The organism is Thiobacillus denitrificans (genome assembly GCF_001530125.1).
In the GTDB taxonomy this organism is placed as follows: domain Bacteria; phylum Pseudomonadota; class Gammaproteobacteria; order Burkholderiales; family Thiobacillaceae; genus Thiobacillus; species Thiobacillus denitrificans_C.
Genome location: NZ_LDUG01000036.1, coordinates 56,600 through 74,124 on the forward strand (window position 1 = coordinate 56,600; position 17,525 = coordinate 74,124).

At 62.7% G+C, this 17,525-nt stretch carries 12 protein-coding genes and 1 pseudogene; 5 read left to right on the top strand and 8 right to left on the bottom strand.

All coding sequences use genetic code 11. The annotated features are described in order from the left end of the window. Positions 1–45: 45 nt before the first annotated feature. On the top strand, positions 46–2,934 hold the full coding sequence (locus ABW22_RS12640) for a DNA methyltransferase (protein ID WP_059757231.1): 2,889 nt from the start codon (positions 46–48) through the stop codon (positions 2,932–2,934). Positions 2,935–3,051: 117 nt separating this feature from the next. On the opposite strand, the pseudogene ABW22_RS12645 reads toward ABW22_RS12640, so the two are convergent. The 5 genes and pseudogenes from ABW22_RS12645 to ABW22_RS12665 form a co-directional block, all read right to left on the bottom strand. Further along, positions 3,052–3,456, bottom strand: a pseudogene (locus ABW22_RS12645) (type II TA system antitoxin MqsA family protein). Between the two features lie 133 nt (positions 3,457–3,589). After that, complete coding sequence (locus ABW22_RS12650; RefSeq protein ID WP_059757233.1) at positions 3,590–5,320, bottom strand: glutamine--tRNA ligase/YqeY domain fusion protein; 1,731 nt, start codon at positions 5,318–5,320, stop codon at positions 3,590–3,592. A gap of 165 nt (positions 5,321–5,485) precedes the next feature. After that, positions 5,486–6,559, bottom strand: a complete 1,074-nt coding sequence (gene mnmA, locus ABW22_RS12655) for a tRNA 2-thiouridine(34) synthase MnmA (RefSeq protein ID WP_059757235.1) — start codon at positions 6,557–6,559, stop codon at positions 5,486–5,488. Between the two features lie 105 nt (positions 6,560–6,664). Further along, positions 6,665–7,129, bottom strand: coding sequence for an NUDIX hydrolase (locus tag ABW22_RS12660; RefSeq protein WP_059757238.1), 465 nt, complete (start codon positions 7,127–7,129; stop codon positions 6,665–6,667). Continuing rightward, complete coding sequence (locus ABW22_RS12665; RefSeq protein WP_059757241.1) at positions 7,122–7,664, bottom strand: pseudouridine synthase; 543 nt, start codon at positions 7,662–7,664, stop codon at positions 7,122–7,124. Before ABW22_RS12665 ends, ABW22_RS12660 begins: the two co-directional genes overlap by 8 nt. A gap of 55 nt (positions 7,665–7,719) precedes the next feature. Between ABW22_RS12665 and icd the strand changes: the two genes are divergently transcribed. After that, positions 7,720–8,976: an NADP-dependent isocitrate dehydrogenase gene (icd, locus tag ABW22_RS12670; RefSeq protein WP_059757243.1), complete on the top strand. Its 1,257-nt coding sequence runs from the start codon at positions 7,720–7,722 to the stop codon at positions 8,974–8,976. A 94-nt stretch (positions 8,977–9,070) separates the two neighbouring features. On the opposite strand, the gene ABW22_RS12675 is transcribed toward icd, so the two are convergent. Next, on the bottom strand, positions 9,071–9,277 hold the full coding sequence (locus ABW22_RS12675) for a cold-shock protein (RefSeq protein WP_059757245.1): 207 nt from the start codon (positions 9,275–9,277) through the stop codon (positions 9,071–9,073). Positions 9,278–9,615: 338 nt separating this feature from the next. Here ABW22_RS12675 and earP point away from each other — a divergent pair, with 338 nt between their 5' ends. From earP to dnaE, 3 genes are all read left to right on the top strand, one after another. After that, positions 9,616–10,758 (top strand): elongation factor P maturation arginine rhamnosyltransferase EarP, encoded by a 1,143-nt coding sequence (gene earP, locus ABW22_RS12680; RefSeq protein ID WP_237763344.1) that lies wholly within the window; start codon positions 9,616–9,618, stop codon positions 10,756–10,758. Positions 10,759–10,803: 45 nt separating this feature from the next. Beyond that, entirely contained in the window at positions 10,804–11,364 is a 561-nt protein-coding gene (gene efp, locus ABW22_RS12685; RefSeq protein WP_059757251.1) for an elongation factor P, read from the top strand. Positions 11,365–11,523: 159 nt separating this feature from the next. After that, on the top strand, positions 11,524–14,961 hold the full coding sequence (gene dnaE / locus ABW22_RS12690) for a DNA polymerase III subunit alpha (RefSeq protein WP_059757253.1): 3,438 nt from the start codon (positions 11,524–11,526) through the stop codon (positions 14,959–14,961). A gap of 207 nt (positions 14,962–15,168) precedes the next feature. Here the strand turns inward: dnaE and ABW22_RS12695 are convergent, their stop codons facing one another. Both ABW22_RS12695 and metG read right to left on the bottom strand, forming a co-directional pair. Beyond that, positions 15,169–15,444 (bottom strand): acylphosphatase, encoded by a 276-nt coding sequence (locus ABW22_RS12695; RefSeq protein WP_059757256.1) that lies wholly within the window; start codon positions 15,442–15,444, stop codon positions 15,169–15,171. Positions 15,445–15,462: 18 nt separating this feature from the next. Beyond that, positions 15,463–17,505, bottom strand: a complete 2,043-nt coding sequence (metG, locus tag ABW22_RS12700) for a methionine--tRNA ligase (RefSeq protein ID WP_059757696.1) — start codon at positions 17,503–17,505, stop codon at positions 15,463–15,465. Between the last annotated feature and the right edge of the window lie 20 nt (positions 17,506–17,525).

The following is a 17,525-nucleotide window of genomic DNA, read 5'->3' on the forward strand; positions in this document are numbered from 1 at the left end:
TTACTAGCACTGGCCTTCTTCCAATTATAAGAATGGAAACTTTGAATGCCCCAGCGCTCTGACCAATTGCGCCATTTCGTGGATTGGTGTGCCGCGCACATCAAAGGCGACGAAAAAGGCGAAGCACAGATTTTTCTCGACCAGTTTTTCCGCGCCTTTGGCCATGCCGGTGCCAAGGAAGCGGGTGCCACGTTTGAAGATCGCATCAAGAAAGAAGGCAAGGGCACCAGCTTTGCCGATCTGGTGTGGAAGCCGCTGGTGCTGGTGGAAATGAAAAAACGCGGCGAAGACCTCACCAAGCATTACCGTCAGGCCTTCGACTACTGGGTGCGGCTGGTCCCGGGAAGGCCGCGCTGGGTCTTGCTGTGCAATTTCGACGAATTCTGGGTGTACGACTTTGAAACCCAGATGGACAGCCCGGTCGATCAGGTTAGGCTTGCCGAACTGCCCGAGCGCTACGGGCCGCTCGCCTTCATGTTCCCCGAAGGCGACGAACCTGTGTTTGGCAACCATCAGGAGCAGGTCACTCGCGCAGCGGCCGATCAACTGGTAGCGCTATTCCGCGCACTGATCCGCCGCGGCATCGAACGCGGCCTGGCGCAGCGTTTCACCTTGCAGTCCCTGATGGCGCTGTTTGCCGAAGACATCGGCCTGCTGGAAAAATATTTCTTCGCCCGCCTGCTCGAAGACTGCGCCACCCCCACCCAGGCTTACGATCTCATCGGCCAGCTGTTCGTCGAAATGAATACGCCGGGCGTCACTGCCGGCGGCCGTTTCAAGGGCGTGTCGTATTTCAACGGTGGCCTGTTCGCTCAGCCGGCACGCATTGAATTGATGGCTGGCGAAATTCAGTTGCTGCGCGACGCAGCCCGGTTTGACTGGTCGAAAGTGCGGCCGGAGATCTTCGGCGCCATCTTCGAGCACAGCATGGATGCCGAAGCCCGCCACGCCTACGGCGCGCACTACACCAGCCCGGTGGACATCATGAAGATCATCGGTCCCACCATCGTCGAGCCGTGGCGCGCGCAGATTGAAAAGGCCAAATCACTCGGTGCGCTGAAGAGGCTGCTAGTGCGCATTGAAAACTTCCATGTGCTCGACCCCGCCTGCGGCTCCGGCAACTTTCTCTACATCGCCTATCGTGAACTCAAGCGGCTGGAAGCGCGCATCTACGAACGCATGGGCGAATATGCCAGCGTCAAGTCCGAGCAGCGCCCGTTCGGCTTCGTCACCGCGCGCAACTTCCACGGCCTGGACATCAACCCCTTCGCGGTCGAACTCGCCAAGGTCACCATGATGCTGGCGCACAAACTCGCCATCGACGAACTGCACATCGAGGAAGCCGCTCTGCCGCTCGACAATCTCGACGCCAATTTCATGGTCGGTGACGCGCTGCTGCGCGAAGACGGCAGCCGTTCGCCGTGGCCGGCAGCCGACGTCATCGTCGGCAATCCGCCCTTCCTCGGCGCCAAGCTGCTTAAGCCCAATTTCGGCACCGATTACGTCAAGCGCCTGCGCAAGGCCTATCCCGAAGTACCGGGCATGGCGGATTTCTGCGTCTACTGGTTCCGCCGCGCCGAAACCCACCTGCCCACCTGCACTGCGCAGGACCCGCTGGCCGGCCGAGGCGGCCTAGTCGGCACGCAAAACATCCGCAACAACGCCAGCCGCGTCGGCGGGCTCGACGCCATCTGCGCCAGCGGCACGGTGATCGAGGCGGTGGATAACCAGCCGTGGTCGGGCGAAGCCAACGTCCACGTCTCCATCGCCAACTGGGTGAAAACGCAGGACGACGTGCTGCTGCCGAAGCAGCGGCGGCTGTGGTTCAAGATCGAACCCGCCAAAGGTGGAGCCCGACGCCCCCGTGGCAGCGGGCAGGCCAGTAAAGACTACGAGCTGGATATGCGCGAAGTGGCGCATATCAACGCTTCGCTGTCGGATAAGGTGGATGTAGGGGGCGCCGCGCTTCTTTCCTGCAATGAAGGTGTTTGCTATACAGGCCAATACCCACGCCATAAGGGATTCATGCTGACTGCCAAGCAAGCGCAGTCAATGCTCAAAGACTCAATCAACAACGATGTTGTGAAGTTATTCATGGTGGGCGAAGAGATGCTTACCACTGGTCGAACAGACCGCTACGTTATCGACTTCCAAACTCGCGACATTCTTGATGCCCAGCGCTATTTAGCGCCATTTGAACATCTGCGACAGCAGGTACTGCCACACGTCCAAACACTTGCCGCTACTGAAAAACTGAAATCTGGGAAAGACACTGGCCAGGATCAGAACTGGCTCAAAACATGGTGGCAGCATTTCCGCTGCCGTCCCGAGCTCATTGGAAAGTTGTCCAAACTACCGCGTTACCTCGCTTGCTCTCGCGTCACCAAGCGGCCCATCTTCGTCTTCGTCGATGCTGCTATTCGCCCCGGTGACGCCTTGCAGGTGTTTGCGCTGGCTGACGATTACAGTTTCGGTATCTTGCAATCGGTCGCACACGCCCAATGGTTCATTGCCAACTGCTCGAAGCTAACCGAGCGACTGCGCTACACAACCGAAACCGTTTTCGACACCTTTCCTTGGCCGCAAGCTGCCGCCATCGAACAGGTTGACGCCGTAGCCGAAGCAGGCCGTCGCTTGCGCGCCTTGCGCGACCAGTCGCTGCAGTCCATGAATGGTGGCCTGCGGGCGCTCTACCGCACACTCGACCTGCCGGGCAAGAATCCTCTCCGCGACGCCCATGACGCGCTCGATGCTGCCGTACTTAAGGCTTACGGCTTCAACCCAAAATGCGACCTTCTGGAGCAACTGCTGCATTTGAACCAGCAGGTCGCCGCAGAAATAGCGGCTGGAAAAGCAGGCGTTGGGCCGGGTATTCCGGCGGGCTATCTCAATCCCTCTGGCTTGGTCTCAAGTGATGCCTACCAGCCAAGCTAAAATTGAATCGCCCCCAGTCCACTAGATACATTTGAGCCCCAACCGGTTTGTCTGCTTTGGCCTTGCGAATTCAACCGGTGGATGCGGCTTTGTTGGCGTGTTTCGAGAAGGTCGAGGTTATGACGCCCTGATCTCGTTCAGCAGGTCGGGGTGACGATCCAGCACCTTGAGTAGCTTCACCAAGGCCAGAGACGGCTTGGTTTTACCGTTCTCGTAGCGCGGAAGGCATTGACGCCACCGCCGAAGATTTCGGCGGCCGCGCGTTGGTCAACCGCGAGTATCTTGCTCGCTGGCGATGAAGTCTGGATCGACAATTGCCGCGTTGACCTGCTTCGAGAAGGCGCGCATCTCGCGCATGACGCGATCCGATTCCGCCGCATCCAGGACGGACTCGGCGCAGGCCGGGCAGAAGTCGCCCGTCACCGCCGCGATGACGGTGGTTTCACCCTTGTAGGTGTAGGGCACGTCGCGAGTGTCGTGGATCAGTTCAGCCGCGCCGCAAAGAGGACACTTCATGTTCATAGCTCCTTGAAGGACACAATCAGCACATCATCAATGACCGTCAGCTTGAGGTATACATCGCCAGCCGACGTGCTGGGGCGTATGGCGCAGCTATTGGCTACCGGTTTGTATCCTCCGGGCCGATATCACGAACTCATTTCTCTGCCTTGCTCCACGAATCCTTCAGCGTCACGGTGCGGTTGAACACTGGCTCGCCAGGTTTCGAATCGACGCGGTCGGCGACGAAGTAGCCGTGGCGCTCGAACTGGAAGCGGTCTTCCGGCGCGGCGTCTCGCAGCGCGGGCTCCAGCTGCGCGCGGATGACTTGCACCGAGTCGGTGTTGAGGTCGTCGAGGAATTCGCCGCTTGCCTGCCCCGGCTGGGCGGTGCTGAACAGCCGGTCATATAAACGGATTTCGGCTTCATAGGCATGCGCGGCGGACACCCAGTGGAGGTTGCCTTTGACCTTGACCGAGTCAGCGCCGGGGGTGCCGGATTTGGTGTCGGGCAGATACTCGCAGTGCACCGCGGTGAGGGTGCCGTCGGTGTCGTGGTCAGCCCCGGTGCAGGTGACGACGTAGCCGTAGCGCAGCCGCACCGAGTTGCCGGGCTGCATGATGCCCGCCGCGTCGATGCGCGGCGGGTACAGGCGGAAGTAGCCCTTGGACGGGGTTTCCATGAAGTCTTCGCGCTCGATCCACAATTCCCTTGAGAACGGCACTGCGCGCTTGCCCAGGTCGGGCTGCTGCGGGTGGTTGGGGGCAAAGCACTCTTCCGACTGGCCTTCCGGATAGTTGTCGATGATGAGTTTGACCGGGTCGAGCACGGCGATCCGGCGCAGCGCGGAATCGTTTAATCCATCGCGCTGGCAGGCCTCGAACACGCTGTAGTCGATCCAGCCGTCGGATTTCGAGACGCCGATCTGGTCGGTGAAGCGTTTGAAGCCTTCCGCCGTGTAGCCGCGCCGGCGCGCGCCGACGAGCGTGGGCAGGCGCGGATCGTCCCAGCCGGAAACGTGCTTTTCGTCGACCAACTGGATCAGCTTGCGCTTGGAGAGCACGACGTAGGTGAGGTTGAGCCGTGCGAACTCGATCTGCTGCGGCAGCGGGCGGGTGAAGAAGCCGCCGTCGGCCAGCTTATCCAGGAGCCAGTCGTAGAACGGCCGCTGGTCCTCGAATTCCAAGGTGCAGATCGAGTGCGTGATGTGCTCGATCGCGTCCTCGATCGGGTGCGCGTAGGTGTACATCGGGTAGATGCACCAGGTGTCGCCGGTGTTGTGGTGATGCGCGCGCTTGATGCGGTAGATCGCCGGGTCGCGCAGGTTGATGTTGGGCGAGGCCATGTCGATCTTCGCGCGCAGCACGTGCGCGCCGTCGGGAAATTCGCCGGCGCGCATCTTGCGGAACAGGTCGAGGTTCTCTTCCATGCTGCGGCTGCGGTGGGGGCTGTCCCTGCCCGCTTCGGTGAGCGTGCCGCGATGCGCGCGCATCTCGTCGGCCGACAGCGAATCGACGTAGGCATGGCCGGCCTGGATCAGGGTTTCGGCGCAGGCGTACATGGTGTCGAAATAGTTCGACGCGAAGTGGAGGTTCGATCCCCAGTCGAAGCCCAGCCACCTCACCGATTCGAGGATGGCGTCGACGTATTCCTGGCTTTCCTTTTCCGGGTTGGTGTCGTCGAAGCGCAGGTGGCAGACGCCGCCGTAGTCGCGCGCCAGGCCGAAGTTCAAAAAGATCGACTTGGCGTGGCCCAGGTGCAGATAGCCATTGGGCTCGGGCGGGAAGCGCGTTTCCACGCGGCCGCCCCATTTCCCGGCGGCGTTCTGCTCGTCGATGATATTGCGGATGAAGTTGGCGGCGGGGGCGGGTGTGGTGTCGTGCGACATGATGAGGTTTGAAGCGGGAAAGCAGGAATTGTAATGGTCAAGCCGCTGATAGACATGCTTCCCCCTTTAGAAAAGGGGGAGTGAGGGGGATTTGAGGTTCTTTGGCACGACTCAAATCCCCCCCGGCCCCCCTTTGAAAAAGGGGGGAGTGGTCAACAACGCCCTTCAGGTAATGATGCCGCCGCCGAGACAGACCTCGCCGTCATACAGAACCACGGACTGGCCGGGGGTGACTGCCCACTGCGCGGCGTCGAACGCCAGTTCCAGGGTGTCGCCGTCGAGCCGGGTGATGCGGCAGGGCGCATCGGTCTGCCGATAGCGGGTCTTCGCAGTGTAGGGCTTGGCTGGGTCGGGCGCTGTGCCGCTGATCCAGTTGAGCTGGCCGGCGGCCAGTGTCGAGCGCTTGAGCAGCGGATGCTCGTGCCCCTGCACCACGACCAGCGTGTTGGTCGCCATGTCCTTGGCGGCGACGAACCACGGCGCGTCGCCGCCGTCCTTTGTTCCGCCGATGCCGAGGCCCTGGCGCTGCCCCAGCGTGTAATACATCAGGCCCTGATGCTGGCCGAGCACGCGGCCGTCGGGCGTTTTCATCTCGCCGGGGTTGCGCGGCAGGTAGCGCTCGAGGAATTCGCGGAAGTTGCGCTCGCCGATGAAGCAGATGCCGGTGCTGTCTTTCTTGGCGGCGTTGGGCAGGCCGATCTTTTGCGCCAGCGCACGCACCTCCGGCTTCGGCAGCTGCGCCAACGGGAACAGGGCAGGGCGGATCTGCGCCTGGCTCAGGCGGTAGAGGAAATAGCTCTGGTCCTTGTTGGCGTCCGCCGCTTTCAATAGCGTGGCGCGGCCGGCGGCGTCCGCGCCCTTGCCGACGTAATGCCCGGTGGCGATGAATTCCGCGCCGCGTGCGATAGCGTCGTCGAGGAAGGCTTTGAACTTGATCTCGGCGTTGCACAGCACGTCGGGGTTGGGGGTGCGGCCGGCCTGGTATTCGGCGAGGAAGTAGCTGAACACGCGTTCCTTGTACTCGGCCGCGAAGTTGACCGCCTCGACCTCGATGCCAAGTACGTCGGCCACCGCCAGCACGTCGAGGAAGTCCTGCCGCGCGGTGCACTGTTCGGTGTTGTCATCGTCGTCCCAGTTCTTCATGAAGACGCCGAGCACGTCGTAGCCCTGCTGCTTCAAGAGATAGGCGGCGACGGCGGAATCGACGCCGCCCGACATCCCCACGACGACTTTAGTCATGTGCACTCCCCGTCATTGCAAGGAACGAAGTGACGAAGCAATCCAGCAGCGAACGACCGCAGCCTGGATTGCTTCGGCTTCGCCTCGCAATGACGAAATGGGGTTTCATTGGTGTGCAACGAAGTCGAGCGGAAAGCGCCGCCCGGCGAGGTAATCCTGCACGCAGCGCATCACCAGCGGGCTGCGCTGCGGAATTGGACTGGCAGCGAGCTCGCCAGGCGTCAGCCACACAGCGCGCACGATGCCGGTATCCAGCGTGCGTTCGGCGTCGAAGCTGCTGACGCTGCAGACATAGGCGAAGCGCAAATAGGTGATGTCGCGCCGCGGGTAGTGGGTGCTGTAGCAGCCCAGCAATGCGAGCGGCTCGACGTGATGCGCGGTTTCTTCCAGCGCTTCGCGGCGCACCGCGTCTGTCAGCGTTTCGTCGCGCTCCCAGTGGCCGGCGGGCTGGTTGAGGCGCAGGCCTTCGGCGGTGTGTTCCTCCACCAGCAGGAATTTGCCGTCGCGTTCGACCATGGCGGCGACCACCACGTGCGGGGTCCACGGTGTATTCAGGTTTGGCTCAAACATGCCGTTCTTTCCATTCTCCGGGCTGCAGGGCGCCCAGGGTCCATTCGCCGATGGCGGCGCGGATCAGGCGCAGGGTGGGGAAGCCGATCTTGGCCGTCATCCGTCGCACCTGGCGGTTCTTGCCTTCGGTAATTATCAGTTCGATCCAGCTGGTCGGGATGGCCTGTCTGAAGCGGATCGGCGGATTGCGCGGCCACAGCCCGGCGGGTTCGTTGATGAGGCGGGCCTTGGCTGGGCGGGTGACGAAATCGCCAAGGTCAATGCCGCGGCGCAGCGTTTCCAGCGCGGCCTCGTCAGGCGCGCCCTCGACCTGCGCCCAGTAGGTTTTGGGCAGTTTGTGTTTGGGGTCGGCGATGCGGCTCTGGAGTATTCCGTCATCGGTTAAAATCAGCAGGCCTTCGCTGTCAGCGTCGAGCCGCCCGGCCGCATACACGCCGGGCACGCTGAGGTGGTCGCGCAGACCCTGCCAGCGCCCCTCGGGGGTGAACTGGCTCAGCACGCCATAGGGTTTGTTGAACAGGATCAATCGCGCCACGCTAGAGACGAACCTCATAAGAAGCACACATTTTAACGTTACCCGAGCTCCCCTCATGACTTATCAGCACATCCAGATCCCCGCCGCGGGCCAGAAAATCACCGTCAACGCCGACAACACGCTGAACGTTCCCGACACCCCCGTCATCCCCTTCATCGAAGGCGACGGCACCGGCGTCGACATCACCCCGGCGATGCGCCGCGTGGTCGACGCCGCGGTGGCCAAGGCTTACGGTGGCAACAAGCAGATCGCCTGGATGGAAGTGTTTGCCGGCGAAAAGGCGGTCAGGGTCTACGGCGGCGACCAGTGGCTGCCGGAGGAAACCGTTCAGGCGGTGAAGGACTACGTGATCTCGATCAAGGGGCCGCTCACCACGCCGACTTCCGGCGGCATGCGCTCGCTCAACGTGGCACTGCGCCAGATGCTCGACCTCTATGTGTGCCTGCGCCCGGTGCGCTACTTCACCGGCGTGCCGAGCCCGGTGAAGGCGCCGGAAAAAGTCGACATGGTGATCTTCCGCGAGAACACCGAGGACATCTACGCCGGCATCGAGTGGGAAGCCAATACAGCAGAAGCGCAGAAAGTCATCGCCTTCCTGCAGCAGGAAATGGGCGTGACGAAAATCCGTTTCCCGGCGACGTCGGCCATCGGCATCAAGCCGGTATCGGTCGAAGGCTCGGAACGCCTGATCCGCAGGGCGATCCAGTACGCCATCGACAACAAGCGCCGCTCGGTGACCCTGGTGCACAAGGGCAACATCATGAAGTTCACTGAAGGCGGCTTCAAGAAGTGGGGCTACGTGCTCGCCGCGCGTGAATTCGGCGCCAAGCCGATCGGCGAAGGCCCGTGGATGGAATTGCCCGGAGAAAATGGGCGTGGCGGCATCGTCATCAAGGACGTGATCGCCGACGCCTTCCTGCAGCAGATCCTGCTGCGTCCTGAAGAGTACGACGTCATCGCCACGCTCAATCTCAACGGCGACTACATCTCCGACGCGCTGGCGGCGGAAGTCGGCGGCATCGGCATCGCGCCGGGCGCGAACCTGTCCGACACGGTGGCGATGTTCGAGGCGACCCACGGCACCGCGCCCAAATACGCCGGCAAGGACTACGTCAACCCGGGTTCGCTGATCCTCTCGGCCGAGATGATGCTGCGCCATCTCGGCTGGGTCGAGGCCGCCGACCTCATTCTTGCCAGCATGGAAAAAGCCATCGCCGCCAAGACAGTGACCTATGACTTTGCGCGCCTGATGGACGGCGCGACCGAGGTGAAGTGCTCGGCCTTCGCCGAGGTGATGGTCGCGAAGATGTAAGCCCTGTTCCGGCAACATAAACCCCCGCCAAGGCGGTGCGGTCCAAATGAAAACCCCGCCGAGGCGGGGTTTTTTGTTGACCCGCTCAGGGGACTCAATCCTGGGGCTGGATATTGGAAGACTGCTTGCCCTTGGGACCCTGGGTGACTTCGAAAGAGACCTTCTGACCTTCCCGCAGGGTCTTGAAGCCATTGGACTGGATGGCGGAAAAATGTGCGAACACATCCTCGCCGCCGTCATCGGGCGTGATGAAGCCAAAGCCCTTGGCGTCGCTGAACCACTTGACAGTACCTGTTGCCATTCAAACTTCCTCCTTGGCGTATACGAAACATAACCGCGATAAGCACAATTGCGCTGGCGGATGACGGGGCGGCGGGATTTTTTGCCGTCGGTCTGAATTCAAGCGCGCTACCCGGTGATGTCCTGCGGTAATGCCAAGCCTTTACGGTTCTTGAAACAAACTCATTTCTTTTTACTATCGGAATGGGTTTTTTCAAGCGGAAAACGTGAAAAAACAAGCGCCTCGGTCGGACGGTTGTTTCCTGTCAATCCAAGGGGGTGGCGATGGGGAAAGCGGCCACGCGTCCTGGCGTCCGGGAATGACGCAATCACCCGGATCGATGCGGTAGGATGCGCGGCATGCGCACCTGGGACATCTTCTGCAAGGTCGTCGACAACTACGGCGACATCGGCATCGCCTGGCGGCTGGCGCGTGGGCTGGTCAGCGAGCATGGGCTGGCGGTGCGGCTGTGGGTGGACGATCTGCACGCGTTTCAGCGCATCTGGCCTGCAATCGCCCCGAACGCGGTCGAGCAGTCCTGCGAGGGGGTGACGGTCTGCGCGTGGCGCACGCCGTTTGCAGCGGCCGCGCCGGCGCAGGTGGTGATCGATGCCTTCGGCTGTACCCTGCCTGAAGCCTACCTGGCTGCGATGAGCGTGCAGTCGCCGCCGCCGGTATGGATCAATCTCGAATACCTCTCCGCCGAACCCTGGGTGGCCGAACACCACGGCCTGCCGTCGCCCCATCCGCGGCTGCCGCTGACGCGGTATTTCTTCTTTCCCGGCTACACGCCGGAAACCGGCGGCCTGCTGGCCGAGGCGGGTCTGGCCGGGCGCCGCGCGGCGTTCGTGCAGAGCGGGGTCGCCGCGTTCTGGCGCCAGTTGGGGCTGGACGCGCCGCAGCCGGATGAATTGCGGGTGTCGCTGTTCGCCTACGAAAATCCGGCGCTGCCGGCCTTGCTTGACGCCTGGGCGGCCGACCCACGCCGCATCACCTGTCTGGTTCCAGAAGGCAGGGTCATTCCACAACTGGCGGCCTGGCTGTCGGTCGCCGACCTGCGGGCGAGCGAGGTGCATCGGCGCGGCGCCCTGCAACTGCACATCCTGCCGTTTCTGGACCAGGATCGGTACGACCATCTGCTGTGGGCGTGCGGTCTGAATTTCGTCCGCGGCGAGGATTCCTGCGTGCGCGCGCAGTGGGCAGCGCGCCCGCTGGTGTGGCAAGCCTATCCGCAGGCCGACGCAGCGCACTGGGACAAGACCAATGCGCTGCTGGCGCACTATACGGAAGGGCTGGATGAAGCCGCGGCACGCGCGGTGGGTGGGATCTGGCGGGTCTGGAACGGCATGCCGGATGTTGAGGACATGTCGGCCTGCTGGGCCGCCTGGCGCGCGCAGCAGGCCGTCATCGAAGCGCATGCGGGGGGTTGGTGCGAGCGCCTCGGGCTGGCCGGGCGGCTCACCGACAAGCTGGTTGATTTTGTTGAAAATAAGTTAAAATAATAGGTTTTCTCAATCCCTAACACGCTCTCGCAGCAGGACACACCCATGAAAATCGCACAGGAACTCCGCGCCGGCAACGTCGTGATGGTTGGTAAAGACCCGATGGTGGTGTTGAAGGCCGAATTCAGCAAGTCCGGCCGCAATTCCTCCGTCGTCAAAATGAAACTGAAGAACCTGCTCACCGGTTCAGGCACCGAGAGCGTCTACCGCGCCGACGACAAGTTCGAAGCCGTCAACCTCGATCGCAAGGAATGCACCTATTCCTATTTCGCCGATCCGCTGTACGTTTTCATGGATGGCGACTACAACCAGTATGAAATCGAAGCCGACAACCTCGGCGACGCGCTGAACTACCTCGACGACGGCATGCCGGTCGAAGTGGTGTTCTACGACGGCAAGGCGATCTCGGTCGAGATGCCCACCACCGTCGTCCGCGAAGTCGAATACACCGAGCCGGCCGTGCGTGGCGACACCTCCGGCAAGGTGATGAAGCCGGCACGCATCAAGCCCACCGGGTACGAGCTGCCGGTGGCGGCGTTCGTCGACATCGGCGACATGATCGAGATCGACACCCGCACCAACGAATTCAAGCGCCGCGCCAACTGAGCGTGGTTGTTGCCGATTTATCGGCTTTACAACCACGGCCTGCCCCTTGCGGGTGAAATCCGGTGTTTGACCAAACAAAAGGCAGCTTCGGCTGCCTTTTGTTTTTTGCTCGCCCGCCTCCGGCGTTAAAATAGCAGGCTGCTTTTCTGCTCCTGTCCCATGACCGATCCGCGTTTCATCCACCTCCGCCTGCACACCGAATACTCCGTCGCCGATGGCCTGGTGCGGGTGGGCGAGGCGGTCGGGCGCGCGCGCGAAATGGCCATGCCGGCGCTTGGGCTCTCCGACCTGTCCAACACCTTCGGCTGGGTGAAGTTCTATCGTGCCGCGCGCGGCGCCGGCATCAAGCCGATCTTCGGCTGCGACGTGTGGGTGACGAATGCCGCCGACCGTAACCGCCCCTCGCGCCTGTTGCTGCTGGTGCAGCACCGCGAGGGCTATCGCCGCCTGTGCGACCTGCTGACCCGCGCCTATCTTGAAAACCTCCATCGCGGCCGCGCCGAGATTGATCCTGTCTGGCTGCGTGACGGCACCGACGGCCTGCTGGCGCTGTCGGGCGGCGACAGCGGCAACGTCGCGCAGGCGCTGCTCGACGACAAGCCCGCCGCCGCGCGCGCCGCCGCCGAAGCCTGGGCCGCGCTGTTTCCCGGGCGCTATTACCTGGAACTGCAGCGCTTCGGCCAGCCGCAAGCCGAACGCCTGATCGACGGCCTGCTCGATATCGGCGCGGCGCTGAACCTGCCGTCGGTGGCCACCCATCCGATCCAGTTCGTTGCGCCGGACGACTTCAAGGCGCACGAGGCGCGCGTCTGCATCGCAGAAGGCATGATGTTGGGCGACCCACGCCGCCCGCGTCCGTTCACCGCCGAGCAGTATTTCAAAACGCCGGACGAGATGACGGCGCTGTTCGCCGACCTGCCGGAAGCGCTCGCCAACAGCGTCGAAATCGCCAAGCGCTGCAACCTCACGCTCGAACTCGGCAAGAGCCGCCTGCCCGCCTTTCCGACCCCGGACGGCATGAGTCTCGACGACTACATGCGGCAGCGTTCCTTCGAAGGCCTGCATGAACGCATGGCCCACCTCTATCCCGACCCGGACATCCGCGCTGCCAAGCTGCCCGAATACACCAAACGGCTGGAGTTCGAACTCGGCACCATCATCCAGATGGGCTTTCCCGGCTACTTCCTCATCGTGGCCGACTTCATCAACTGGGCCAAGCACAACGGCGTGCCGGTGGGGCCGGGGCGCGGCTCCGGCGCAGGTTCGCTGGTGGCCTACAGCCTCAGCATCACCGACCTCGATCCGCTTGCCTACGACCTGCTGTTCGAGCGCTTTTTGAACCCCGAGCGGGTGTCGATGCCCGACTTCGATATTGACTTTTGTCAGGATGGGCGCGAACGCGTCATCGATTATGTGAAGCAGCGCTACGGCGCCGAGTCGGTGTCGCAGATCGCGACCTTCGGCACCATGGCGGCCAAGGCGGTGCTGCGCGACGTCGGCCGCGTGCTCGACCTGCCGTACCTCTTCGTCGACAAGTTCGTCAAGCTGGTGCCCAACGAGTTGGGGATCAGCCTGGCCGAGGCGCGCGAGAAGGAACCGCAGATCGACGAGCGCGCCCGCAGCGAGGAGGAGCTCGCCGAGCTGCTGCCGCTGGCCGAAAAGCTCGAGGGCATCACCCGCAACGTCGGCATGCACGCGGGCGGGGTGCTGATCGCGCCGGGCCGGCTCACCGACTTCTGTCCGCTGTACCGCGCCGAAGGCTCGGAATCGATGGTGTCGCAGTTCGACAAGGACGACGTCGAGGCAATCGGCCTGGTCAAGTTCGACTTCCTCGGCCTGCGCACGCTGACCATCCTGGCCGAGGCGGTGCGCTTCGTGCAGCGTCACGACGACCGTAAGGATTTCCGCCTGGAAGACCTGCCGCTCGACGATCCGGCGGTGTACCGGCTGTTCGCCGAGGGCAACACCACCGCGGTATTCCAGTCCGAATCGCGCTCGGCCAAGGATCTGGAAAAGAAGCTGAAGGGCGACTGCTTCGAGGACATCATCGCGCTGATGGCACTCAACCGCCCAGGCCCGCTCGGTTCCGGCATGGTGGACGACTTCATCGCGCGCAAGCAGGGCAAGCAGAAGCCCGAGTATTTTCATGTTGACCTCGAGCCGGTGCTGAAGTCGACCTACGGCATCATCGTCTACCAGGAACAGGTGATGCTGGTGGCGCAGATCCTGGCCGGCTACAGCCTCGGTGCCGCCGACATGCTGCGGCGCGCCATGGGCAAGAAAAAGCCCGAGGAAATGGCCGTGCAGCGGACGATTTTCCTTGAGGGCGCAGCCAGGCGCGGGGTCGATACCAAGATTGCCGAGCGGCTGTTCGACCTGATGGAGAAGTTTGCCGAATACGGCTTCAACAAGTCGCACTCGGCGGCCTATGCGCTGATCGCGTATCACACCGCCTGGCTCAAGGCCTACTACCCGGCCGAGTTCATGGCGGCGACCATGTCGTCTGAAATGTCCGACACCGACAAGGTGCGGGTGTTCTACGAGGACTGCCGCGCCAACGGGCTGACCATGCTGCCGCCCGACATCAATTCATCCGGCTACCGCTTCGACCCGGTCAGCAAGACCGAAATCCGCTACGGCCTCGGCGCGCTCAAGGGCAGCGGCGAGGCGGCGATCGGCGCCATCGTCGCCGAGCGCGAAGCCAACGGCCCCTACCAGGGCCTGTTCGACCTGGCGCGGCGCGTCGACAAGCGCTACCTCAACCGCCGCGTGCTCGAGGCGCTGGTGAAGGCGGGCGCATTCGACCGCATCAATGCGCACCGCGCCAGCCTGATGGCCTCGGTCGGTGCGGCGCTGGAAACCGCCGATCACGCGGCGAGGAGCGGCGGCCAGGTCGGTTTGTTCGGCGAAATGCTCGACGGCGGCGAAGACCTGATTGTCGTGCCCGAGTGGCCCGAACAGGAAAAGCTGCTGCAGGAGAAATCCGCGCTCGGCTATTTCTTCAGCGGCCATCCGTTTACGTCGTATCTGGCCGAAGTGTCTGGTTTCGCCAAACGACAGCTCGACAGCCTGGAGCCCGCCCGCGAGCTCCAGATGCTGGCCGGCATGGTCGTCTCGCTGCGCACCCAGATGACGCGACGCGGCAAGATGATGATTTTGCTGCTCGACGACGCGACCGCGCAGGTCGAGGTGGTGATTTTCAACGAGCTCTACGAGCAGAACCGCCATCTGCTGAAAGACGACACCTTGCTGGTCATCGAAGGCAAGGTCAATCGAGACGATTATTCGGGCGGCCTGCGGGTCACCGCAGAACAGATCTACGACCTGGCCGGGGCGCGCACCCGCTTTGCCCGAGGCCTGCGGCTGGCGTGCAACGGCCAGTGCCATGCCCAGTCCAGCAGTGGCCGCAAGCTGGCCGAACTGCTCGCGCCCTACAAGGCGCAGGAGGGCGGCTGCCCGGTCTGGGTGGATTACCACACCCACGACGCGAGCTGTCGCGTGCGGTTGGGCGAGGACTGGCGGGTGCGGCTGGACGACCGTCTGCTCGAGTCGCTGGGCGACTGGCTCAAGCCCGAGTCGGTGCAGGTGATTTACTGAGGGGTGTGCCCGGGGTGATATAAAAGTACCGGTTCGCCGCTTTTGTGCAATAAAGTGTTGACAAGCATCAAAGAATATTAGATTATTCTAATAACACTGAAGTCGCCGCAACGGTACTTCGTGTTGTCTCCTCCAATCCTCCTCCTTTGGTGGATATCTGCCCGGCTCTTTACTGAGCCGGGCATTTTTTTGCCCGGCATTCCGGCGCTAGTCGATCCGCTTCTCGAATCCGCTGAACGGGCCGTGCGTCTCGCAGCGCTCGATATCGATACGGTCCACCCACGCCTGCGGCGGGCCACTGTGCGCCCATGCAACGAGTGCATCGACGGCCCCGTCCGGTCCCTGAACCACGGCTTCCACCGAGCCTTCGGGCGTGTTGCGGACCCAGCCGGTCACACCCAGCCGCTCGGCCTCGCGACGCATCGATTCGCGAAACCACACACCCTGCACTCGGCCATGGATGAGCAGGTGCTGCGTCTTCATGCCAGTATCATTTCAGTATCACTTCACCTTCATGCCCGGCTGCGCGCCGCTGTCCGGCGACAGGATGAACAGGCCGGGCGCATCGCCCGAGGCGGCCAGCACCATGCCTTCGCTCATGCCGAACTTCATCTTGCGCGGCGCCAGGTTGGCGACCACCACGGTGAGCCGCCCCACCAGCGTCTCCGGCGCATAGGCCGACTTGATGCCGGCAAACACCTGGCGCGTGCCGAGTTCGCCGACGTCGAGCGTCAGCCGCAGCAGCTTGTCGGCACCTTCGACGTGGGAGGCTTCGGCGATGCGCGCGATGCGCAGGTCGATCTTCGCGAAGTCGTCGATGCTAATGGTGTCAGCCACCGGTTGCGTGGCATTTACCTGGGCTTCAGCGTGGCGCACTGGCGCGGGGGCGGGCGTCGGTTCGAGGTTCTGTTTGTTGGCGTCTACCATGGCTTCGATGGATTTGGGGTCGATACGGGTCATCAGGTGGCTGTACTCGTTGATGCGGTGGCGGATGAACAGGCTCTGGGAATCCTCCCAGGCCAGCGGCGGAATGTTGAGGAAGGCCTCGACCTGCTCCGCGAGCTTCGGTAGCACTGGCTTCAGGTACAGGGTCAGCAGGCGGAAGCAGTTCAGCGCGACCGTGCAGACTTCATGTAATCGATAGATGGCTTCGGGCTTCTTCGCCAGTTCCCAGGGCTTTTCGTCGGCCACGTACTGGTTGGCGCGGTCGGCCAGAGCCATGATCTCGCGCAGGGCCTTGGCGTAGTCGCGCGCCTCGTAATGTGCGGCGATGGTGCCGGCAGCAGCCTGGAAGTCGCCGATCAGTTCGAGGTTGGCCACGCCGTCGGCGAGCTTGCCGTCGAAGTTCTTGCGGATGAAGCCGGCAGTGCGGCTGGCGATGTTGATGAACTTGCCGACCAGGTCCGAATTCACCCGCGCGACGAAGTCGTCCAGGTTCAGATCGATGTCCTCCATCGAGCCGTTGAGCTTGGCGGCGTAGTAGTAGCGCAGCCATTCGGGATTGAGTTTCTGCGCGAGGTAGCTGTCGGCGGTGATGAAGGTGCCGCGCGACTTCGACATCTTCTGCCCGTTCACGGTGAGGAAACCGTGCGCATACACCGCCGTCGGCAGGCGGTGGCCGGAAAATTTGAGCATCGCCGGCCAGAACAGGGCGTGGAAATACAGGATGTCCTTGCCGATGAAGTGCACCAGCTCGGTCTTGGATTCCGCGCCCCACCAAGCGTCGAAGTCGAGGCCGTTGTCCGCAGCGTATTTGGCGAAGCTCGCCATGTAGCCCACCGGTGCGTCCAGCCACACATAGAAATACTTGCCCGGGGCGCCGGGGATCTCGAAGCCGAAGTAGGGCGCGTCGCGGCTGATGTCCCAGTTGTTGAGGCCGGAGGCGAACCATTCCTGCATCTTGTTGGCGGCCTCGCTTTGCAGCGCGCCCGAGGTCGTCCACTCGCGCAGGAAGGCCTCGCAGGCGCCGAGCTTGAAGAAGTAGTGCTCGGAATCCTTGTGCACCGGGGTTGCGCCCGACACCGCCGACACCGGGTTCTTCAGCTCGGTCGGGCTGTAGGTGGCGCCGCACACTTCGCAGTTGTCGCCGTACTGGTCCAACGCGCCGCACTTGGGGCATTCGCCTTTGATAAAGCGGTCCGGCAGGAACAGGTTTTTCACCGGGTCGTACAGCTGCGCGATCGTCTTGATCTCGATCAGGCCGGCTTCTTTCAGCCGCAGGTAGATGGTCGACGCCAGTTCGCGGTTCTCGTCCGAATGCGTCGAGTAGTAGTGGTCGAAGCCGATGTTGAAGCCGGCGAAGTCACGTGTGTGATCAATCCACACCCGGCCGATCAGCGTTTCCGGCGTGATGCCTTCCTTTTCGGCGCGCAGCATGATCGCGGTGCCGTGGGTGTCGTCGGCGCATAGATAGCGGCAGTCGTGGCCGCACATTTTCTGGAAGCGCACCCAGATGTCGGTCTGGATGTATTCGACCAGATGGCCGAGGTGGATGCTGCCGTTGGCGTAGGGCAGGGCGGAGGTGACGAGGATCTGGCGGGACATGAACAGGCCGGAAGGCGCAA